Source organism: Pseudomonas sp. S3_G06 (assembly GCF_054667565.1).
Genome location: NZ_CP162738.1, coordinates 3,396,699 through 3,418,752 on the forward strand (window position 1 = coordinate 3,396,699; position 22,054 = coordinate 3,418,752).

A 22,054-nucleotide genomic window follows, 5' to 3' on the forward strand; every position below is an offset into this window, starting at 1 on the left:
GATATTATGCGTCGCGCCCTGCTCTTCGCTTGCGCTCTGCTCGCCCTGCCCTTCGCGCAGGCAGCGGACCTTCAACCGTTCTCCGCCAGCTACACCGCCGACTGGAAGCAGCTGCCCATGAGCGGCACTGCCGAACGCAGCCTGACCAAGGAAGCCAACGGCGTCTGGAAGCTCAGCTTCAAGGCCTCGATGATGATCGCCAGCCTGACTGAAGAAAGCACCCTGAAGCTGGACAAGGACACCCTCCTGCCGCAGTCCTACCACTTTGAACGTGGTGGCCTGGGCAAAGCGAAAAAGGCTGATCTGGACTTCGACTGGGCCAACAAACTGGTGACCGGCACCGACCGTGGCGACGCGGTGAAAATCCCGCTGAACCGTGGCATGGTCGACAAGTCGACCTACCAACTGGCGCTGCAGCACGACGTCGCCGCCGGCAAGAAAAGCATGAGCTATCAGGTGGTTGATGATGGCGAAGTCGATACCTACGACTTCCGCGTGCTGGGTTCGGAGAAGGTCGATACCAAGGCCGGCCAGATCGACGCGATCAAGGTCGAACGCGTGCGCGATCCGACACAAAGCAAGCGCATCACCGTGCTGTGGTTCGCCAAAGACTGGGATTACCTGCTGGTGCGTCTGCAACAGGTCGAGACTGACGGCAAGGAGTACAACATCATGCTCCAGGACGGTACGGTCAACGGCAAGACTGTCAAAGGCAGCTGATCGACTGCAACAACAAAGAGCCCCGCGAATGCGGGGCTTTTTAATGTCCGCAGTTTTCGCAAACACATCATTTCCTGTAGGAGCTGACGAGTGAAACGAGGCTGCGATCTTTTGACCTTGATCTTGAGTCAACATCAAAAGATCGCAGCGTGCCGCAGCTCCTACAGGAATTTCGTCGCCTGCTGATTCAGACAGAAAACCGCGCCACCATCCCGTTCAGATCCACCGCCAACTTCGACAACTCCTGACTCGCCGCACTGGTCTGATTGGCCCCTGCCGATGTCTGCATTGCCAGATCACGAATATTCATCAGGTTGCGATCCACCTCGCGCGCCACCGCTGCCTGCTGTTCCGAGGCGCTGGCGATGACCAGATTGCGCTCGTTGATCAAGGTAAACGCCGAGGCAATTTCCTCCAGGGCCGAGCCTGCGCTCTTCGCCAGCTCGAGGGTCGAGCGCGCCCGAGAATTGCTCTGCTGCATCGAACTGACCGCTGAATCGGTGCCCTGCTGAATCCCGCCGATCATCTGCTCGATTTCCTGGGTCGACTGCTGGGTGCGATGCGCCAGCGCGCGCACTTCATCCGCCACTACTGCAAAACCACGCCCGGCATCGCCGGCGCGCGCCGCTTCGATCGCGGCGTTGAGGGCGAGCAGATTGGTCTGTTCGGCGATCGAGCGAATCACGTCCAGCACTTTGCTGATGCCATGAACCTTTTGCGCCAGCGCCTCGACCTGCGCGGCATTATTGGTGACATCGCCAGCGAGAAACTCGATCGACGTCACCGTCTGCTGCACTTGCTCGCGCCCTTGCCGGGCGATGCGGTCGGATTCGCGAGAAGCTTCAGACGTGGCCACGGCGTTGTTCGCCACTTCCTCCACCGCTGCTGTCATCTGGTTGACCGCAGTGGCGGCCTGTTCGATTTCCTGACTTTGCTGATACAAGCCGCGAGTGGCGTCTTCGGTGACACTGCTCAACTCTTCCGCCGCCGAGGCCAGTTGCGTGGACGACTCGGAAATGCGCCGGATCGTGTCGCGCAGATTGTGCTGCATGCTTTTCAGCGCTTGCAGCAGACGCGCCGGCTCGTCTCTGCCAACGATGTGAATGTCGCCGGTCAAATCCCCACCGGCCACCACTTCGGCCACGCTGAGCGATTGCGACAATGGCACGACAATGCTGCGCGTCAGCAGCAACGCCAGGCCGACGGTAATCAGCGCGGCAATGGCGATCATTACTGCGACCCACAGCCGCGATTGCTTGAAGACCAAGCGCGCTGCCTCAGTGGCGAGACCGGCATTTTGCTTGTTCAACTCGACCAGCTGACGCAGGGTGGCAGCGATTTCATCGGCCAGCGGACTCATCTGATCGTTGAGAATCGCCGAAGCGTCTGCCACCCGATTCTGCGCTGACAGCTGTAGGACTTGTGCCTGAAGCTCAAGGTATTTGTGCTCGGTTCCCTTGAAGCGTTCGAACAATACGCGCTCTTCCGGCAAAACGATCAATGCGTCATAACGCTGCTGCGCTTCGCTCAAGCCACTGCGCAGCTCGTCGAGCTTGGCGACATTCTGCTCCAGTGCCTTGGGGTCACGGTTGAGCAACAGGCGCATGGTCAGTGCGCGCAGGCGCAGCATGTCCTGACTCATCTCACCGACCGCCATCACGCTTGGCAGCCAGTTGTTGTCGACTTCATCGGACTGCGCACGCATGTTCGACATTTGCAGCAAGGCGAACGCGCCAAGGGCGAACACCATCAGGGCCAGCAGGCCAAAACCGAGACCGGCACGCGGGGCAATATTGAGACTACGGATATTCATCACTCTGGCTCCTTCCAAAAGCGCTGCATCAGCCTGCAGCGGGTTGCTTTAGAAGGTATCGGCATTGCCTAGAAATTGCGTAAGACGAAAAGGCGATAGGCAGACGAGCGGCTAGTTCGAACCCGTGGCTTTGACGTTTCAGCGCGGACCGGCGGGTTTACCTGTGTTGCGCGGCAAGATTGCCAGGAAGTTATCCCGCGCGACTTTGCGCGCCACCGCTTCCGGCAGCGCATCGAGAAACGGCTTGTAGCTGTGCATTTCCTGACCGAGTTTGTTGAACCGTCCTACTACGTCTGAGCCGAGCATGAAGCGCTCGGGATACTTCTCCACCAGCGCCAGCCATTCGGCGCGCGGCTTGCCCTGCTCGTCGAGCAGATACGGCGTGAGCATGCTCCACGACAGGTCGATAAACAGATTCGGATAAGCCTCAAGCATGCGCGTCAGGGTCGGCAGGAGAAACGGCAACTGGGTCTGATGCCGATGGATCTCGGCGCTGGTGCCGGCGTGCGCCCAGATGAATCGCGTGTGCGGATGATTGCGCAGCGGCTCTTCGACCTCCTTCAGGTACAGCGGATTTTTCTCACGCTTGGAAGTGATGTTGGAATGCAGCATCACCGGCAGATCATTTTCCGCGGCGAGGTGATAGATCTTGGTCATCGCCTCGTTGTTGGCCCGGGGTGTGTCGCCGGAGGTCAGCGCGGTCAGGTCATCGTGCCGGGTGAACACCTCGCCGATGCCCTGCCACAAACCCGGATACAGGTCGAGCATGCGCTGAATGTGCGCGGCGGAATTCTTGTCATTGGGATTGAAGCCGGACAGGAACGGATGAAAGTACTGGCGCTGCTCCGGCGCCAGTTTTTCCACCGCGTCGGCAATGATCACATCGGTGGCGCTGTACCAATAGGCATCGGCGTCATCACCGGCGTAATAGCGCGGGCGCTTGGGTTCGTCTTCATGCCATTTCTTCGCCACGGGAATGCCCGAAATCATCACGTGCTCGATGGAATTTTCTTTCATGGCCGTGAGCAATTTCTGCATGCCGGCGCTTTCCTGGAAAAAATCCACGTAATGCAGGTGCGCATCGCTGTAAGTGTATTCGCGGGCACTGGCGCTGCCAGCGAACAGCAGCAGACAGGCAAGACTCAGACGAGACAAGGACACAAGTAATCTCCGGCAGATGGGCATAGCCTAGACCGCGCCCGAACGACAAGGGTTCAGCCCTGCCGAAAAGCGGAACGCCCACTGCCGCGAATGCTCTATAGCTGCAAGGTCTGTTTTGATCGAACGATTTTTCCTGCCGCCTGTGAGGTTTCCATGACTGTTACCGTCAATACCGTCTCTGCCGAAGGTTTTCGTCACACCGTCCAGATCGACGACCACGAATTGTTTGCCGATGTACCGAAAGCCGCCGGGGGTGAAGGCACCGCGCCAGAGCCACACGACTACTTCGACGCCGCCCTTGGCGCCTGTAAAGCGCTGACCCTGAAGATGTACGCGAAGAAAAAAGACATCCCGCTGACCGGCGTGGGAGTCGAGGTAAAGCGCGACAACAGCCAGGAACAGAAAGGCAAATACGCCCTGCATGTCACCCTTACGCTCAAAGGCGTACTCACCGACGCCCAGCGTGAGGAACTGCTGCGCGTGGCCGATCGCTGCCCGATTCACAAATTGATGACTAACAGCGAAGTCAGCATCGAAACCCACGCCCCACAAGGCTTCGACAGCCAATAATCCTCCTGATGCCAGCGGCGGGTTATGCTTCTGGCATCACCCGCTCAGCCTGGAATGCACCATGGACACGTCACTCCTGATCATCCGCCCGCGCGCCGAAGACGTCGAAGGCCAGCCGATTCTGCGCCCGCTGCCGTCAGCCAAATGCCGCAACGTCGGGCCTTTCGTGTTTTTCGACCACATGCTCGAAACGATTTATCCGACGGGCAAAGGTATGGACATCCGACAGCATCCGCACATTGGTCTGTCGACGCTTACCTATCTGTTCGAAGGGCAATTGCAGCACAAGGACAGTCTGGGCTCCGATCAGGTGGTCGGTGCCGGCGATGTCAGCTGGATGACCGCTGGCAGCGCCATCGCCCACGTCGAGCGTACGCCAGCCCCACTGCTCGCCGAGACCTTCACCTTGCACGGCCTGCAAGTCTGGCTGGCCTCGCCCAAGGACCACGAACAGGGCCCGGGGCATTACAGTCATCACCCGGCAGCGACGTTGCCGGTCAGCGATAACCTTGGCGTGCAGATTCGCATGATTGCCGGGTCAGGCTTTTGCCTGGAATCGCCAGTACCGGTGCTTTCTCCTACGTTGTATGCGGAAGTGAAGATGCAGACCGCGACCACACTGCTGATTCCGACCGAGCATGAAGAACGCGCGGTGTACGTGTTGAGCGGTGATGCGCAATTGAATGGCGAGGCGATCGAGCCGCATGCGCTGGTGGTGTTGCCAGCCGGCGAAGAGATGAGCCTGTTTGCCGAAAGCGATGTGCACGCGGTGGTGTTCGGCGGCGCGGCGCTGGACGGTCCGAGGCGGATCAACTGGAATTTTGTTGCAAGCGATCCGGCGGCGATTGATGAGGCACGGCGCAAGTGGGCGGCCAAGGATTGGCCGACGGTGCCGGGGGAAATCGAGCGGATAGAACTACCGGCAAGCCGTTGAAAGCAAAAGATCGCAGCCTTCGGCAGCTCCTACACCGGATTCATGTAGGAGCTGCCGAAGGCTGCGATCTTTTGATCTGAGGGCAATCAGCCCTTGAACACTTCATCCAGCAAATCATGCATCGACTTGAACGCGCGCTTGGCGGTCTTTTCGTCGTACATCATCTTGCCCGGCACATTGGCGTGCGGATCGGTAAACGAGTGCACCGCGCCGCCGTAGCTGAGCAGTTGCCAGTCGACCTTCGCCGCGTTCATCTCATCTTCGAATGCCGGCAGTTGCTCTTTCGGCACCAATGGATCGGACGCGCCATGCAGCACCAGCACCGAGCCCTTGATGTTCTGCGCATCCGCCGGGTTCGGCGAATCCAGCGTGCCGTGGAACGACACCGCCGCTTTTACCGGCGCGCCGGTGCGGGCCAGGTCCAGCGCACAGCAACCACCGAAGCAGAAACCGAACACCGCCAGTTTCGAAGTATCCACCGTGGCTTCGCCCTGGCTCTGCAATTGCTCGAAAGCCACTTGCAGACGTTTGCGCAGCAGCGCGCGGTCGTCCTTGAGCGGCATCATTGCTGCCAGCGCCTCATCAGCGTTCTGCGGACGTACGCTCTGGCCGTAGACATCCGCGATCAGCACCACGTAACCCTTGGCCGCGACCGACTTGGCGATGTCTTCGGCACCGGCGCTGACGCCCATCCAGTTCGGCGCCATCAGCAAACCCGGGCGCGCAGCCTTGTGCTCGGCGTCGAACGCCAGGCGACCTTCATAGGCCTGGCCGTCAATCTGATAGACCACGGAACGTACAGTGACTTGGCTCATTTCTGACTCCTGATTGAGTAAACACCAGAACGAAAAAACCCGCCGAAGCGGGTTTTTCCTACAACGTGATCAAACCGACAGTTCAACCAGCAGCTTGTTCAGCCGGCGCACGTAAGCGGCCGGATCCTTCAAGCTGTCGCCCGCCGCCAGGGCGGCCTGATCGAAGAGGATGTGCGACAGGTCGCCAAAACGCTCTTCGCTCTGCTCGCCATCGAGTTTCTCGATCAGCGGGTGGCTTGGGTTGAATTCGAAAATCGGCTTCGAATCCGGGACTTTCTGCCCGCTGGCTTCGAGGATCTGGCGCATTTGCAGGCCCAGGTCCTGTTCGCCGATGGCCAGAATGGCCGGCGAATCGGTCAGACGATGGGATACGCGGACTTCAGCCACGGAATCACCCAGAGCAGTTTTCAGACGCTCGACCAGGCCTTCTTTGGACTTGGCGACTTCTTCTGCGGCTTTCTTGTCCTCTTCCGAATCCAGGTTGCCCAGATCGAGGTCACCGCGCGCCACGTCGACAAACGTCTTGCCGTCGAATTCGCTGAGGTAGCTCATCAGCCACTCGTCGATGCGATCGGTCAGCAGCAGTACTTCGATGCCTTTCTTGCGGAAGACTTCCAGGTGCGGGCTGTTCTTGACCTGCGCGTAAGTTTCGCCGGTGAGGTAGTAGATCTTGTCCTGACCTTCCTTGGCGCGGGCCAGGTAGTCAGCCAGACCGACAACCTGCTCGCCGTCGTCGCCCTGGGTCGATGCGAAACGCAGCAGACCGGCAATTTTTTCTTTGTTGGCGAAATCTTCTGCCGGGCCTTCTTTCATGACCTGACCGAAGTTTTTCCAGAAGCCTTTGTATTGCTCAGGCTCGTTCTTCGCCAGTTTTTCCAGCATGTCGAGCACACGCTTGGTCAGCGCGGTTTTCATCGAATCGATGATCGGGTCTTTCTGCAGGATCTCACGCGACACGTTCAGCGACAGGTCGTTGGAATCGACCACGCCTTTGATGAAGCGCAGGTACAGCGGCAGGAACGACTCGGCCTGATCCATCACAAACACACGCTGCACGTACAGCTTCAGGCCTTTCGGCGCTTCACGCTGGTACAGGTCGAACGGTGCGCGGGCCGGCACGTACAGCAGCGAGCTGTACTCGAGCTTGCCCTCAACCTTGTTGTGGCTCCACGACAGCGGATTTTCGAAGTCGTGAGCGATGTGTTTGTAGAACTCCTGGTATTCCTCGTCTTTGACTTCAGTGCGCGGACGGGTCCACAGGGCGCTGGCACGGTTGACGGTTTCCCATTCAACGGCTGGAGCCTCTTCGCCTTCGGCCGCAGTGACTTCCTTCGGCAGTTCGATCGGCAAAGCGATGTGGTCGGAGTACTTCTTGATGATGTTGCGCAGACGCCAGCCATCAGCGAATTCGTCTTCGCCGGATTTCAGGTGCAGGACGATGCGGGTGCCGCGCTCTGGCTTGTCGATGGTGGCGACTTCGAACTCGCCCTCGCCTTTCGACGACCAGTGCACGCCTTCGCTGGCGGCAGTGCCGGCGCGACGGCTGTAAACATCAACCTTGTCGGCAACGATGAAGGCCGAGTAGAAGCCGACACCGAACTGGCCGATGAGGTGCGAATCTTTCTTCTGATCGCCGGACAGGTTTTTCATGAAGTCGGCGGTGCCGGATTTGGCGATGGTCCCCAGGTGGGTGATCACATCGTCACGGTTCATGCCGATACCGTTGTCTTCGAGGGTGACGGTCTTGGCGTCCTTGTCGAAGCTCACACGGATTTTCAGGTCAGCGCCACCTTCGAGCAACTCAGGCTTGGCCAGGGCTTCGAAGCGCAGCTTGTCGACAGCGTCAGAGGCGTTCGAGATCAATTCGCGAAGGAAAATCTCCTTATTCGAATACAGCGAATGGATCATGAGGTGCAGCAGCTGCTTTACCTCGGTCTGGAAGCCCAGGGTTTCCTTTTGAGTTTCCACACTCATGGTCATCAAACTCCAATCAGATGGCAGTGGCCGCGACCCGAAATGGTCTGCGGCGGGTTGTCATCTGAGTTGGGGGCGCTGTTCAGGATTTCAAGGGCTCATCAATTTTGAAGTGCGCGCGGGCGGTGGCGATCGGTTCGGCCTCGGTACTCTGCCAGGCAGTGACCGCTACGTTAGCGACGCGACGGCCCTGACGGCAGACCTGACACCTGGCCCAAGTGTCGCGAAACTGCCCGGCGCGCAGGTAATCGAGGGAAAAATCGATGATCTTCGGCACACCCGGTGTGCCGGTGAAAATCAGCAAATGCAGGGCTGCGGCCAGCTCCATGAAGCCGGCAATCACTCCGCCATGGATCGCCGGCAATAAAGGGTTACCAATGTTGTCCTTGTTCGCCGGCAGCTTGAACAAGAGCTCATCGCCGACCCGCGAACATTCGATACCGATCAGCCCGGCATAGGGAATCAACGCCAGCAGCGGAGCGTAATCGCCCTGCGCGTGAGCCTGTTGCAGCTGCTCTCTGAGATCGTTGCTCATTGGCTCGCTCCCTTGATCGCGCCCGCGAAACCCTTGCTGCCCTTCAGACCGGTGCCCATGCGCATGAATGTGCCGACGACGTGGGCAATCGGTTGCTCGGGATCGTCCTGGTAGGCAAAACCACGGGCAAAGATCACGTCGGTGGTGACGCGATAGCACTGGGCAAAGCCGTACACCGCTTTGTTCGGTTCAGCGGCGTGCATGTAGTCGATGCGCAGATCGAGGGTCGGACAGACTTCGAACTCCGGCAGCACGCAAAGGGTCGACATGCCGCAGGCGGTGTCCATCAGCGAAGTGATGGCGCCGCCATGGATGACTCCGGTTTCGGGATTGCCGACGATTTTTTCGCTGTACGGCAGGATCACCGTCAGCCCTTCGCTGGAAGCACTGTGCACTTGCAGACCCAAGACCTGACAGTGGCGCAATGCCGATAAAAAGCGCGTCGCGCGCTCAAAAACGGGGTTTTCGGCCATGTGATAATTACTCGCGTTTGGGCCTTGTGCCAGTATTGAGAAAAGCGGCAAAAGTTCCGTGATAAAACAAACTTATATATCTGAAACAATTGAGGAACTTAACCCGTAGCGCCGAGTTCTTAAGGCCAGTAGTTATTTTCCATAAGGAGATACACCCCATGCGTAAGACTTTAGCTATTGCCTTGATGTTGACCGCTTCCCTCGGTCTCGCTGCCTGCGATAAAAAATCCGAGGACAAAGCTCAAGATGCCAACCAACATGCTGAGCAAGCTCAGCAAGACATGAACAAAGCTCAGGATAAAGTGAACGACGCAGCAAAAGAAAACGCCGAAGCTGCCAAAGCTCAGGCTGAATCGAACGCCGCCGCTCAAGAAGAAGCCGCCAAAAAGCAATAAGCTTTCTGGTGTGAAAGAAAACCCGCCAAGTGCGGGTTTTCTTTTGCCTGTGATTTACCGGTTAGAGCAACACGGTTCTAAAAGTCGGACTAATCATCAGCAACAACGAACAGATGAAGCCAACTAGCCACATCAGGCTGCGCAACTTCGCCAGGTCGGCCAGATAGAACCACAGATAGAACACTCGCGAGATCACGAAGATGATCGCCAGCGCATCGATCAGCCAACCCGCGGTTTGCGTGGTATGCGCCATCAGCACGCCGACGGCGAAGAGGATGAAGGCTTCGATGCTGTTCTGATGGGCCGCCAGCGCCCTCGCACCGAAGCCAGTCAACTGCGCCTGCTGCTGCCGCGGCAAGTGATTGTCATACCCGCCCTGCTCTTTCATGGCCTTGGCCACCGGCATACGCGCCACGTAGATCAATAAAGCACTGATAAACACACACCAGAACGGAATACTCATCAAACAGCCTCTTTGTTTGCCTCAGGGACGGGCGCCTCTGTAGGGGTATAGACCATGACATCGAGAACGTCGGAATGAAACTCGCGGCGATACAAAACCACCACGACTCCCGCGCTCATGATCATGAACAGCCACGGGCTGACGAACCACGCCAGCATGCTCATGCCGAAGTAATAAGAGCGCAGGCCGAAGTTGAACTGGTTGGCTGCCATCGAAATCACCCGCGCCGCCCGTGAAGCGAAGGCCTTGCGTTCCTGCTCGGTCACTTGGCGCTCGCCGATCATCGGCGCTGAACCGACCAGAATCGCCGAGAAGTTGTACTGCCGCATGCACCAGCTGAAAGTAAAGAACGCATAGACGAACACCAGTGCCAGGCACAGCAACTTGATCTCCGACATGCCCTGCGACGCCTGCTGCACCATCGGAATATCCGCCAACAACGATACAGCTCGGTCGGACGCGCCGAGCACGGTGAGAATACCGGCGAGGATGATCAGCGTGCTGGAGGCGAAGAACGAGGCGTTGCGCTCCAGATTGCCGATCACGCTGGCATCGGCGATGCGGTTGTCACGCAGCAGCATGCGGCGCATCCAGTCTTCGCGGTAAAGGTGCAACACGCTGGCCAGACACGCCGTATCGCGAGCCTTCCAGGTGGCATAACGGGTGTAACCGCCCCAGCAGACGACAAACCAGACGGCGGCGAGCAAGTGGATCAGATTGGCTTGGATGAACGACATTCGCTGTCCTGAGCAAGAGGAATGATGGAGGGGGCCCTTCGTTTCGACGTGTTGGCTCGTAAAAAGACACGCTCATTGAAGAGTCAAATTAATTCAAAATAGACCGCAGCTATCAGTTATCAAAGGCTTATACCTGTCAACTCTGACAGTAGCGGAGAGGGTATGGCGAGGCATAAGGTCGTTTTCTCAAACGGGAACACTGACCGCCCCCCTATCAGACAAGGATTTGAGCATGACACCTTTGAACGCTGCGCTGCCCATTGACACAACGTTTGGCAACCGGGGGTACGCCGAGTCATTTGCTGCGGGAAGCCAGGCTTTGAACATCGCAGGCTTGCGCCCGGATGGAAAGATCCTTCTCGTGGGACAAACTTTTGTAGAGGGCAAGGTCAGTTTTCATTTGGCGCAATTACTGGCAGACGGTACTAACGATACTGGCTTCAACGAAAACGGTTTGATCGTAGGTACGTTTACAGGTTCGGGACAAGCCAGCGGCACTGGCGCCTGTCTTTATAAAGACGGTAAAGCGCTGCTTTTTGGGTATCAATATGATGAGGACCAAGGAACTCGATTTGCGCTTGCCAGATTCTTCGCTGATGGTGAAAGAGATCGCGATTTCGGTCTCGATGGGACGGTTTACGTCCCTTTCCTGCCAAAGTCCGAATCGCAATTGCCAAAACCGGAAGCTTCCATCAAGTCGCAATCCAGAACTAGGTTAGTACTGACTGCTGATGAAAAAATCCTCGTCGGTCAAAGCAACCGACTGTTCAGACTTGATCAGAAAGGAGATTTCGATACCGCTTTCAACAACAAAGGCTGGCTGGATCTTGCAATGGGCATTGCTTCGATTTCAGTGGCAGAGGATGGAGTAATCACAGTCGCAGGTTCGAGGGCTGGAGAAGGAAAGATTGTGCGCCTGAACGTCGATGGAACGCCCCATAAAGGCTTCGGCGATGATGGCACCGGGACCGTCTACATACCATCGGATTACCCGGCCAGCGTACGAAGCCTGATGTTACGTGCTGACGGCAGCTTCTTTGTTGCTGGCCAGGTCGACACATCGCCTGACGACGTTTGGGGTAAAGGACGCAAAGCAATGATGGCCGCGTACAACCCGAACGGTAGACCAAATCTCGCATTCAATCAGGGTAAGCCTGTAGTCACTGATCTTGGATTAACCGACGGTTGCACTTTGTTCGATCTAAGTGGGGAGCCTGAGGATGGCTTGGTTGTGGTGGGGAGTACAGGGCAAATAACCAGGGAGCAAATGCTTGCCTGCCGCTATCTGGCAACGGGTGAACTGGACACAACCTTTGGAGATGGCAAGGGATACGTAACTCACTCTATGGGGCCCGGTATGCAATGGATCTCGGTGGCAGTGCAGCCCGACAAGCGAATACTCCTGAGCCGTGACAGCGACAACGTCAATGTCAATGTCAATGTCAATGTCAATGTGGGAGCTCTGGTGGTACGTTATCTGGGCTGAGGATTATCAGCTCTGATAAAAAATGCCCCGTATCGATTGATACGGGGCATTTCTGTTTAACCGTGCTCGACCCACTTATGGCGGGTCCAAACCACGTCAGGCAGTGACTTCGCTGCGCTTGCCCAGCAGGCGATCACAGACCACGGCGACCACCAGAGTCATCACGCACGGCACCAGCCACGCCAGACCCTGCTCGCTCAGCGGCAGATGGGTCAGCTGAGTTGGCATCCAGTCGGCCAGACCAGCGCCTTTCAGGGCGTCGATGGTGCCGAAAACGAAGGAAACCAGCATCACCGGGCCAAGAATGCGCCCGTGCTCATGCCAGAAATCCTTGCAGAAGCTCAGCGCGACCAGAACGATGCACGGCGGGTAGATCGCGGTGAGTACCGGAATCGAGAAGGCGATCAGTTTGGTCAGACCGAGGTTGGAGACCAGCAGCGAAAACGCTGCGAGGATAATCACCAGCGTCTTGTAGGACAGCGGCAGCACACGGCTGAAGTATTCAGCACAGGCACAGGTCAGGCCGACCGCCGTGACCAGACACGCCAGCGAGATCAGCACCGCAAGGAAACCACTGCCCAGCGAACCGAAGGTGTGCTGCACGTAAGCATGCAACACCGCCGCGCCGTTGGTGGCGCCGACCGCGACTTCATGGCTGCCGGACCCGAGGCGGAACAGGCTGACGTAGACCAGTGCCAGACCCACGCCGGCAATCAGCCCGGCGATGATCGCGTAACGGGTGATCAGCGCCGGCGACTCGACGCCACGGGAGCGGATCGCGTTGACGATAACGATGCCGAATACCAGTGCGCCGAGGGTATCCATGGTCAAGTAACCATTGATGAAGCCTTGGGAAAACGGTGCCGCCACATACTCTGGAGTGCCGTGACCGATGTCACCCGCCGGCAAGGCGAACGCGGCGATGCCCAGTACTGCCAGCGCAATGATTTTCAGCGGCGCGAGGAAGCGGCCAACGGTATCCAACAACCGCCCAGGGTAGAGCGAAATGAAGAACACCAGCAGGAAGTACACCGAGCTGTAGAGGAACAGCGCTAGCGGGCTTTCACCGGTCAATGGCGCCAGACCCACTTCAAAGGATACGGTCGCGGTACGCGGAGTGGCGAACAGCGGCCCCACAGCCAGATAGCATGCCGCCGCGAGGATACCACCGGCGATCTTGCCGATCGGGCTGCTCAGCGCATCCATCGCGCCGCCGACCTTGGCCAGCGCCACCACAGTGACTACCGGCAAACCAACGGCGGTAATCAGAAAGCCCAGCGCAGCCATCCAGACGTGAGGTCCGGCCTGCAAGCCGACGATCGGCGGGAAAATGATGTTACCGGCCCCGACAAACAGGGCAAACGTCATAAAACCAAGTGCCAGGATGTCCTGACCTTTCAAAACTTTCATTAAGGTAATACCACACTACTGAAATCGGAATTTAGAGGGGGATTGCCCTGTTGGATTAGGGAAATGCTGTCGATCCGTATGGGACTGACCCTTAAAGCGCGTGGCTGCCTTGTGGGCGGCGGACGCAAAAATGGCGGCCAGCCTAACGAATTTGGCTGACAAACGCACTGTTGGAGGGCGAACTATCCGATACGCGACGTTTCCGTGTCGCGTTTACATATCTATTTTTCATACAGAGAACCTGTATTCATCACAGCAAACCTGTGGCGAGGGGATTTATCCCCGTTGGACTGCGCAGCAGTCCCAAAGAATCCGAGCTCAAACTGCCTGACTGATCATGGTCGCTGGCATGGGGGCCGCTTCGCAGCCCAGCGGGGATAAATCCCCTCGCCACAACAGCGCTCAAAATTCTCATACGCCAGAAACGACAAAGGCCACCCGAAGGTGGCCTTTGCTGCTGGAGCTAAAAAGTCAGCCGAAGCTTACTTCTTCACTTCCCAGCCAGTCAGCTCGGCCAAGGCCTTGCCGATGTCTGCCAGCGAACGCACGGTTTTAACGCCTGCGTCTTGCAGCGCAGCGAATTTCTCGTCTGCAGTGCCTTTGCCGCCAGAGATGATTGCGCCAGCATGGCCCATGCGCTTGCCCGGAGGAGCAGTCACACCAGCGATGTAGGAAACAACCGGCTTGGTCACGTTAGCCTTGATGTAGGCAGCCGCTTCTTCTTCAGCCGAACCGCCGATCTCGCCGATCATCACGATCGCCTCGGTCTTCGGGTCTTCCTGGAACAGCTTCAGGATGTCGATGAAGTTCGAACCCGGGATCGGGTCACCGCCGATGCCGACGCAAGTCGACTGACCGAAACCGGCGTCAGTGGTCTGCTTCACAGCTTCGTAGGTCAGGGTGCCGGAACGCGAAACGATACCGACCTTGCCTGGCAAGTGAATGTGACCTGGCATGATGCCGATCTTGCATTCGCCTGGGGTGATCACGCCTGGGCAGTTAGGGCCGATCAGGACTACGCCCAGCTCGTCGCACTTAACTTTGGCGTCCAGCATGTCCAGGGTAGGAATGCCTTCGGTGATGCAGACGATCAGCTTGATGCCGCCGAATGCCGCTTCCAGGATCGAGTCCTTGCAGAACGGAGCCGGAACGTAGATCACGCTGGCGGTAGCGCCAGTGGCTGCTACTGCATCTTTGACGGTGTTGAACACTGGCAGACCCAGGTGCTCGGTGCCGCCTTTGCCCGGAGTTACGCCGCCAACCATCTTGGTGCCGTATTCGATGGCTTGCTGGGTGTGGAAACTACCTTGCGAACCGGTAATACCCTGGCAGATAACTTTGGTGTCTTTATTGATCAGGACGCTCATTATTTGCCCTCCGCAGCTTTGACAACTTGTTGAGCAGCGTCGGTCAGGCTGGTAGCAGCGATGATGTTCAAACCGCTTTCTGCCAGTACTTTAGCGCCCAGCTCAGCGTTGTTGCCTTCAAGGCGAACAACAACCGGGATTTTCACGCCGACTTCTTTCACGGCGCCGATGATGCCTTCGGCAATCATGTCGCAGCGAACGATGCCGCCGAAGATGTTGACCAGTACTGCCGCGACGTTCTGGTCGGACAGGATGATCTTGAACGCTTCAGTAACGCGTTCCTTGGTAGCGCCACCACCTACGTCGAGGAAGTTGGCTGGCTTGCCGCCATGCAGGTTGACGATGTCCATGGTGCCCATGGCCAGACCGGCACCGTTGACCATGCAGCCGATGTTGCCTTCCAGCGCTACGTAGTTCAGTTCGAACTTGGCAGCGTGCGCTTCGCGCGGATCGTCCTGCGACGGATCGTGGAAAGCCTTCAGCTTGGGCTGACGGTACATGGCGTTGGCGTCGATGTTGATCTTCGCGTCGAGGCAGTGCAGATCGCCGTCAGCCTTGATCACCAGCGGGTTCACTTCCAGCAGAGCCAGGTCGTGGTCTTTGAACAGCTTGGCCAGACCTACGAAGATCTTGGCGAACTGAGTGACCTGCTTGCCTTCCAGACCCAGCTGGAATGCCAGCTCGCGACCCTGGGATGGCTGAGCGCCAACCAGTGGATCGATAGTGGCCTTGAGAATTTTTTCTGGAGTGTCGTGAGCGATTTTCTCGATGTCCACGCCACCTTCGGTGGAAGCCATGAACACGATGCGACGGCTCGAACGGTCAACGACAGCGCCCAGGTACAGCTCTTTAGCGATATCAGTGCACGATTCAACCAGGATCTTGGTGACTGGCTGGCCATTGGCGTCAGTCTGGTAAGTCACCAGACGCTTGCCCAGCCACTGCTGTGCGAAGGCTTTGGCGTCTTCTTTGCTGCGAACCAGCTTTACGCCGCCCGCTTTACCGCGACCACCGGCGTGAACCTGGGCTTTGACGACCCACTCGTTGCCGCCGATTTTGTCGCAAGCTTCTGCTGCTGCTTCCGGGGTGTCTACTGCGTAACCAGTGGAAACTGGCAGGCCGTATTCAGCGAACAGCTGCTTACCCTGATACTCGTGAAGATTCATGCTTTTTACCGTCTTCGTTAGGTACTGCGCATTCGGCGCTGCGCTCGTTTGAGTGCCGCGCCACCTGTGACTGCTGCTTGCGTAGCTGGGCTACGCAAGACTGCGTCCGGCGGACATTCCGCGGTGAGTCTTGCTCGCAAGGCTCACGACGGGCCGCTACCGCCGTGGTTTCTTATTATGTCTTAACGCTTCTTGCGGTTGGCAATGTGAATGGCGCCGCCATTCACTGCCAGAGCAGCTTCGTGCAAGGCTTCGGACAGGGTCGGATGGGAGAAAACCATCATGCCCAGGTCTTCAGCGCTGGTGCCGAATTCCATACCGATCGCGCCCTGCTGAACCAGTTCTGCAGCGCTCGGGCCAATCACGTGCACGCCCAATACGCGGTCGGTCTTGGCATCGGCGATGACCTTGACGAAACCACCGGTATCGTTGGCAGCCATGGCACGGCCGGAAGCGGCGAACGGGAAGGTGCCGACGTTGACTTCAACGCCTTCGGCCTTCAGCGCCTGCTCGGTTTTGCCAACCCACGCGATTTCCGGGTGAGTATAAATAACCGAAGGGATCAAATCATAGTTCATCTGAGCCTTGTGGCCCTTGATGCGCTCGACAACCATGATGCCTTCTTCCGAAGCCTTGTGGGCCAGCATCATGCCGCGAACCACGTCACCGATGGCGAAGACGCCCGGTACAGCTGTGACGCAATGGTCATCGACCGCGATGAAACCGCGCTCGTCGATTTCCACGCCGCAGTCGGCAGACAGCAGATCAGTGGTCACCGGACGGCGACCAACGGCAACGATCAGCTTGTCGAAAGTGATGGTCTGTTCGCCGTTGGCATCGGTGTAGTTGACGACGACTTCTTCGCCGTTGACTTTCGAACCGGTAACGCGAGCGCCCAGCTTGATGTCCAGACCCTGTTTGGTCAGGGTTTTCAGCGCTTCCTTGGAAACAGCGGTGTCCGCTGCCATCAGGAAAGTGTCCAGTGCTTCGAGAACAGTCACTTCTGCACCCAGACGCGACCATACCGAACCCAGCTCCAGACCGATCACGCCAGCGCCGATCACGCCCAGACGTTTAGGTACGGACTGGAACTCCAGAGCGCCAGTCGAATCGACGATGACTTTCTGGTCAACCGGAGCCGGTGGAATGTCGATCGGACGCGAACCTGGCGCGAGGATGACGTTTTCCGCTTCGATGACTTCAACCGAACCGTCCGGCTTGGTGACTTCGACTTTCTTGCCGGCCAGCAGCTTGCCGTGGCCCTGGATCGAAGTAACGCCGTTGGCCTTGAACAGGGTCGCAACGCCGCCAGTCAGGTTCTTGACGATGCCAGCCTTGCGGCCAACCATCGCAGCGACGTCCATTTTGACTTCGCCGGTCGAGATACCGTGAACGTTGAAGCTCTCTTTGGCTTCCTTGTATTTCCACGAGCTGTCGAGCAGCGCCTTGGAAGGAATGCAACCCACGTTCAGGCAGGTACCGCCCAGGGCTTGCTTGCCCTCTGCGTCGGTGTACTTCTCGATGCAGGCAGTGGTCAGGCCCAACTGAGCAGCCTTGATGGCCGCTACATAGCCACCAGGGCCGGCACCGATCACTACTACGTCAAATTTCTGCGACATTCAAAAAATCCTCTTTAGCAATAAAGCTACAAGCCGCAAGCTTCAAGCTGCAAGCCCACCCGCTCGCCTTGAGCTTGAGGCTTGTAGCTGAAAGCTTGCAGCTGCTTTTTAGATATCCAGCAACAGACGAGCCGGATCTTCCAGCAGGTTCTTGATGGTCACCAGGAAGGTCACAGCTTCTTTGCCATCGATCAGACGGTGATCGTAGGACAGAGCCAGGTACATCATCGGACGGATCACGACCTGACCGTTGATGGCCATCGGACGCTGGATGATGTTGTGCATGCCCAGGATCGCTGCCTGCGGCGGGTTGACGATCGGCGTCGACATCATCGAACCGAAGGTACCACCGTTGGTGATGGTGAAGGTACCACCGGTCATCTCGTCCATCGACAGTTTGCCGTCACGGGCTTTCTTGCCAAATGTTGCGATGCCGCCTTCGATTTCAGCCAGGCTCATCAGCTCGGCGTTACGCAGAACCGGTACCACCAGGCCACGGTCGCTGGAAACGGCAACGCCGATGTCCGCATAGCCGTGGTAAACGATGTCGCCGCCGTCGATCGACGCGTTGACAGCCGGGAAGCGTTTCAGCGCTTCGGTGGCCGCTTTCACGAAGAACGACATGAAGCCCAGGCGTACGCCGTTGTGGGACTTCTCGAACAGGTCCTTGTACTTCGAACGCAGAGCCATGACTTCGGTCATGTCGACTTCGTTGAACGTGGTCAGCATCGCCATGTTCGACTGGGCTTCAACCAGACGCTTGGCCACGGTGGCACGTACGCGAGTCATCGGTACGCGCTTCTCGATGCGGTCGCCGGCAGCGAACACAGGCGCAGCAGCCGAAGGAGCAGCAGCCTTGGCAGGTGCGGCAGCCGGAGCGGCTTTCTTGGCAGCAACTGCTGCTACCACGTCTTCCTTGGTCACACGACCGCCCTTGCCGGTGCCGGCAACGGAAGCGATGTTGATGCCGTTTTCTTCAGCCAGCTTGCGCGCGGCAGGAGCGGCGATCGGGTCATCTTCGCCATCGGCAGCAGCCGGTGCGGCAGCGGCAGTAGCAGCCGGAGCAGCAGCGGCGGCAGGAGCGGCAGCAGCAGCGCCGCCCTCTTCGATCGAGCCCAGGACCTGGTTCGACAGAACGGTAGCGCCCTCTTCGGCAACGATTGCGCCCAGCACGCCGTCCGCTTCAGCCAACACTTCGAGCACGACTTTGTCGGTTTCGATGTCGACGATCAGGTCGTCACGCTTGACGGCCTCACCTGGTTTCTTGTGCCAGGTGGCAACGGTGCCATCGGCAACCGATTCCGGGAATGACGGGGCTTTGATTTCGATAGCCATTATCTGTGGGTCCTTAAAATTCGGTTTCAGTCAGCGCGAAGGCGTTAAACAGTGAAAGCATCTTGCAGCAGTTTTTCCTGCTGCTCGGCGTGCATCGATGCGTAACCACAAGCTGGCGCAGCCGAAGCCTCACGGCCCGCGTACTCAAGTACGAGAGTCTTGTCGAGGTTGGCGATGCTGCGACGCAAGTGATGCTGGCTGCAGTACCAGGCACCCTGGTTCATCGGCTCTTCCTGACACCAAACGGCGTGTTTGACGTTGGTGTATGGAGCCAGGACTTCTTTCAAGTCGTCCTCAGGGAACGGATACAGCTGCTCGATACGCACGATGGCGATATCTTCGCGGCCTTCGGCACGGCGTTTTTCCAGCAGGTCGTAGTAGACCTTGCCGCTGCACAGAACCACGCGCTCGACCTTTTTCGGGTCCAGTGCATCGATTTCCGGGATCACGGTCTGGAACGAACCTTCGGCCAGATCTTCCAGCGTCGAGATGGCCAGCTTGTGGCGCAGCAGCGACTTCGGCGTCAGCACGACCAGCGGCTTGCGCAGCGGACGGATCACCTGACGACGCAGCAAGTGGTAGATCTGTGCTGGCGTGGTCGGCATGCACACCTGAATGTTGTGCTCGGCGCACAGCTGCAGGTAACGCTCAAGACGAGCCGAGCTGTGCTCAGGGCCCTGACCTTCGTAACCGTGCGGCAACAGCATGGTCAGACCGCAGAGACGGCCCCACTTGTGCTCGCCGCTGGTGATGAACTGGTCGATCACGACCTGAGCACCGTTGGCGAAGTCGCCGAACTGGGCTTCCCAGATCACCAGCGCGTTTGGCGTGGTGGTCGAGTAACCGTATTCGAATGCCAGTACCGCTTCTTCCGAGAGGAACGAGTCGTACAGGTCGAAACGTGGCTGACCGTCGTACAGGTTCTGCAGCGGAATGTAGGTGCCCGCGTCTTTCTGGTTGTGCAACACAGCGTGACGGTGCGAGAACGTACCGCGGCCGATGTCCTGACCGGTCATGCGAATCGGGTGACCTTCGAACGCCAGGGTCGCGTACGCCATGGTTTCGGCGTAACCCCAGTTGATCGGCAGGCCGCCGGCTTGCATCTTCTGACGGTCTTCGTAGATCTTCGCGACCTGACGCTGAACGACGAAGCCTTCCGGAATTTCCAGCAGCTTGGCGGACAGCTCTTGCAGCGTCTTCAGATCAAAACGCGTGTCGTGACGCGCAGTCCAGGCGTGGCCCAGGTATGGACGCCAATCGACGAACAGCTCTTTGTTCGGCTCTTTGACCAACGATTTCACTACGTGCAGACCGTTGTCCAGCGCGTTGCGGTATTCGTCGACCTTGGCCTGAACGCGTTCAGCGTCAAGCACACCGGCTTGAGTCAGGCGATCAGCGTACAGCTCACGGGTGGTGCGCTGCTTGGTGATCTGCTGATACATCAGGGGCTGGGTGCCGCTTGGTTCGTCAGCCTCGTTGTGGCCGCGACGACGGTAGCAGACCAGATCGATCACCACGTCACGCTTGAACTGCATGCGGTAGTCGATGGCCAGTTGGGTCACGAACAGCACGGCTTCCGGATCATCGCCATTCACATGGAGGATCGGCGCCTGGATCATCTTGGCAACGTCGGTGGCGTACTCGGTAGAACGCGAGTCCAGCGGGTTGCTGATGGTGAAACCAACCTGGTTGTTGATCACGATGTGCACGGTACCGCCGGTCTTGAAACCGCGGGTCTGCGACATCTGGAAGGTTTCCATGACCACGCCCTGACCGGCGAATGCCGCGTCACCGTGGATGGAGATCGGCAGTACCTTCTCACCGGTCAGGTCGTTGCGACGGTCCTGACGGGCGCGCACCGAGCCTTCGACCACCGGGGAAACGATTTCCAGGTGGGACGGGTTGAACGCCATGGCCAGGTGAACTTCACCGCCGGTGGTCATCACGTTGGACGAGAAGCCCTGGTGGTATTTCACGTCACCGGAACCGAGCTCGACCTTCTTCTTGCCTTCGAACTCGTCGAACAGCTCGCGCGGGTTCTTGCCGAAGGTATTGACCAGAACGTTCAGACGGCCACGGTGGGCCATGCCGATGACAACTTCCTTGGTGCCGTACGAGCCGGAACGCTGGATCAGTTCGTCGAGCATCGGAATCAGGCTTTCGCCGCCTTCCAGACCGAAACGCTTGGTGCCCGGGTATTTGGTGCCCAGGTATTTTTCCAGGCCTTCACCGGCAGTCACGCGCTCAAGCAGGTGGCTCTTGATGTCGGCGGAGTACGTCGGACGGCCACGCACGCTTTCCAGACGCTGCTGGAACCACTGGCGCTGCTCGGAATCGGTGATGTGCGTGAATTCAGCGCCGATGGTGCGGCAATATGTCTGCTGCAACGCTTCGTGAATTTCGCGTAGGCTCGCTTCCTCTTTGCCGATGAACAGGTCGCCGGCACGGAAGGTCGTATCAAGATCGGCATTGGTCAAGCCGTAATGATTGATCGACAGGTCTGCAGGTGCAGGACGCTGCCACAGCCCCAGCGGGTCAAGCTGGGCTGCCTGGTGGCCACGCATACGGTAGGCCTGGATCAATCGCAGCACTTCAACTTGCTTCTTCTCGTGCTCACTGCTCACGCTGCCGGCGGAAACCGGTTGGGCGCGGCGCTGGTTCTTTGCCAGCAGCACGAAATGATCGCGAATCGTCGAGTGCGAAACATCAGTGGCAGAGTTGCCGTCGGCTGGCAACTTCTGAAAGTAGGTGCGCCACTCTTCTGGCACAGCGTTAGGGTCGTGCAGGTAGAGCTCATAAAGCTCTTCCACATAGGCAGCGTTTCCACCTGAAAGGTAGGCGCTGTTCCACATGCGCTGCATCACGCTTTCTTGCATGCTTGGTCACCCTCGGTTAGGGGAACACCATCGGTGTCGACACCGAGCAAACTTGCAGAAGTCCGAATGCAGCGACTAAAACAAGCCACCTAGGATCACACTGATAGTCCGGGTACCAGCCCGGATGCCCCTGCTTGTCTCATTTCTTCAAAAGAAGAGCTGCAGCTTATGGCTACGGCTCTGGTTATAGCCATGACGCGGGTTG

At 58.1% G+C, this 22,054-nt stretch carries 19 protein-coding genes; 5 read left to right on the top strand and 14 right to left on the bottom strand.

The genetic code is table 11. From position 1 onward, the window contains the following. Positions 1-6: 6 nt before the first annotated feature. Positions 7-720 (top strand): DUF3108 domain-containing protein, encoded by a 714-nt coding sequence (locus AB4N47_RS15140; protein WP_016773693.1) that lies wholly within the window; start codon positions 7-9, stop codon positions 718-720. Positions 721-907: 187 nt separating this feature from the next. On the opposite strand, the gene AB4N47_RS15145 is transcribed toward AB4N47_RS15140, so the two are convergent. Further along, positions 908-2,533 (bottom strand): methyl-accepting chemotaxis protein, encoded by a 1,626-nt coding sequence (locus AB4N47_RS15145; protein WP_341638811.1) that lies wholly within the window; start codon positions 2,531-2,533, stop codon positions 908-910. Positions 2,534-2,671: 138 nt separating this feature from the next. Then, positions 2,672-3,718, bottom strand: a complete 1,047-nt coding sequence (locus AB4N47_RS15150) for an amidohydrolase family protein (protein WP_122747449.1) — start codon at positions 3,716-3,718, stop codon at positions 2,672-2,674. Between the two features lie 129 nt (positions 3,719-3,847). On the opposite strand from AB4N47_RS15150, the gene AB4N47_RS15155 reads away from it, so the two are divergent. Together AB4N47_RS15155 and AB4N47_RS15160 are read left to right on the top strand one after the other, a co-directional pair. Continuing rightward, entirely contained in the window at positions 3,848-4,264 is a 417-nt protein-coding gene (locus tag AB4N47_RS15155; protein ID WP_341638810.1) for an OsmC family protein, read from the top strand. 61 nt (positions 4,265-4,325) lie between these two features. Further along, positions 4,326-5,198, top strand: coding sequence for a pirin family protein (locus AB4N47_RS15160; RefSeq protein ID WP_341638809.1), 873 nt, complete (start codon positions 4,326-4,328; stop codon positions 5,196-5,198). Positions 5,199-5,284: 86 nt separating this feature from the next. On the opposite strand, the gene AB4N47_RS15165 is transcribed toward AB4N47_RS15160, so the two are convergent. The 4 genes from AB4N47_RS15165 to AB4N47_RS15180 all read right to left on the bottom strand — a co-directional run bounded on the left by AB4N47_RS15165 (position 5,285) and on the right by AB4N47_RS15180 (position 8,995). Next, positions 5,285-6,013, bottom strand: a complete 729-nt coding sequence (locus AB4N47_RS15165; protein WP_341638808.1) for a dienelactone hydrolase family protein — start codon at positions 6,011-6,013, stop codon at positions 5,285-5,287. Between the two features lie 69 nt (positions 6,014-6,082). Next, on the bottom strand, positions 6,083-7,987 hold the full coding sequence (gene htpG / locus AB4N47_RS15170) for a molecular chaperone HtpG (RefSeq protein WP_038861952.1): 1,905 nt from the start codon (positions 7,985-7,987) through the stop codon (positions 6,083-6,085). An 82-nt stretch (positions 7,988-8,069) separates the two neighbouring features. Continuing rightward, entirely contained in the window at positions 8,070-8,522 is a 453-nt protein-coding gene (locus tag AB4N47_RS15175; RefSeq protein ID WP_016773686.1) for a PaaI family thioesterase, read from the bottom strand. Next, positions 8,519-8,995, bottom strand: coding sequence for a PaaI family thioesterase (locus AB4N47_RS15180; protein WP_071171476.1), 477 nt, complete (start codon positions 8,993-8,995; stop codon positions 8,519-8,521). The genes AB4N47_RS15175 and AB4N47_RS15180 overlap by 4 nt, the downstream gene beginning before the upstream one ends. Before the next feature lie 158 nt (positions 8,996-9,153). Between AB4N47_RS15180 and AB4N47_RS15185 the strand changes: the two genes are divergently transcribed. Continuing rightward, positions 9,154-9,390, top strand: a complete 237-nt coding sequence (locus tag AB4N47_RS15185; protein ID WP_007959016.1) for a hypothetical protein — start codon at positions 9,154-9,156, stop codon at positions 9,388-9,390. 61 nt (positions 9,391-9,451) lie between these two features. On the opposite strand, the gene AB4N47_RS15190 is transcribed toward AB4N47_RS15185, so the two are convergent. Together AB4N47_RS15190 and AB4N47_RS15195 are read right to left on the bottom strand one after the other, a co-directional pair. Next, positions 9,452-9,853, bottom strand: a complete 402-nt coding sequence (locus tag AB4N47_RS15190) for an MAPEG family protein (protein ID WP_016773683.1) — start codon at positions 9,851-9,853, stop codon at positions 9,452-9,454. Continuing rightward, complete coding sequence (locus AB4N47_RS15195; protein ID WP_341638806.1) at positions 9,853-10,590, bottom strand: DUF599 domain-containing protein; 738 nt, start codon at positions 10,588-10,590, stop codon at positions 9,853-9,855. Before AB4N47_RS15195 ends, AB4N47_RS15190 begins: the two co-directional genes overlap by 1 nt. 232 nt (positions 10,591-10,822) lie before the next feature. Here AB4N47_RS15195 and AB4N47_RS15200 point away from each other — a divergent pair, with 232 nt between their 5' ends. After that, positions 10,823-12,076, top strand: a complete 1,254-nt coding sequence (locus AB4N47_RS15200) for an NHL repeat-containing protein (protein WP_341638805.1) — start codon at positions 10,823-10,825, stop codon at positions 12,074-12,076. Positions 12,077-12,172: 96 nt separating this feature from the next. On the opposite strand, the gene brnQ is transcribed toward AB4N47_RS15200, so the two are convergent. The 6 genes from brnQ to AB4N47_RS15230 form a co-directional block, all read right to left on the bottom strand. Next, positions 12,173-13,486: a branched-chain amino acid transport system II carrier protein gene (gene brnQ, locus AB4N47_RS15205; protein ID WP_016773681.1), complete on the bottom strand. Its 1,314-nt coding sequence runs from the start codon at positions 13,484-13,486 to the stop codon at positions 12,173-12,175. 482 nt (positions 13,487-13,968) lie between these two features. Beyond that, positions 13,969-14,853: a succinate--CoA ligase subunit alpha gene (sucD, locus tag AB4N47_RS15210; RefSeq protein ID WP_016773680.1), complete on the bottom strand. Its 885-nt coding sequence runs from the start codon at positions 14,851-14,853 to the stop codon at positions 13,969-13,971. Continuing rightward, the gene (gene sucC, locus AB4N47_RS15215) at positions 14,853-16,019 is read right to left on the bottom strand and encodes an ADP-forming succinate--CoA ligase subunit beta (protein WP_016773679.1); all 1,167 of its coding nucleotides are present in this window, start codon (positions 16,017-16,019) and stop codon (positions 14,853-14,855) included. The genes sucD and sucC overlap by 1 nt, the downstream gene beginning before the upstream one ends. A gap of 182 nt (positions 16,020-16,201) precedes the next feature. Next, entirely contained in the window at positions 16,202-17,638 is a 1,437-nt protein-coding gene (lpdA, locus tag AB4N47_RS15220; RefSeq protein WP_016773678.1) for a dihydrolipoyl dehydrogenase, read from the bottom strand. Between the two features lie 108 nt (positions 17,639-17,746). Then, complete coding sequence (odhB, locus tag AB4N47_RS15225) at positions 17,747-18,973, bottom strand: 2-oxoglutarate dehydrogenase complex dihydrolipoyllysine-residue succinyltransferase (RefSeq protein WP_024012151.1); 1,227 nt, start codon at positions 18,971-18,973, stop codon at positions 17,747-17,749. Between the two features lie 44 nt (positions 18,974-19,017). Beyond that, complete coding sequence (locus tag AB4N47_RS15230; protein WP_041479560.1) at positions 19,018-21,849, bottom strand: 2-oxoglutarate dehydrogenase E1 component; 2,832 nt, start codon at positions 21,847-21,849, stop codon at positions 19,018-19,020. Positions 21,850-22,054 lie beyond the last annotated feature (205 nt).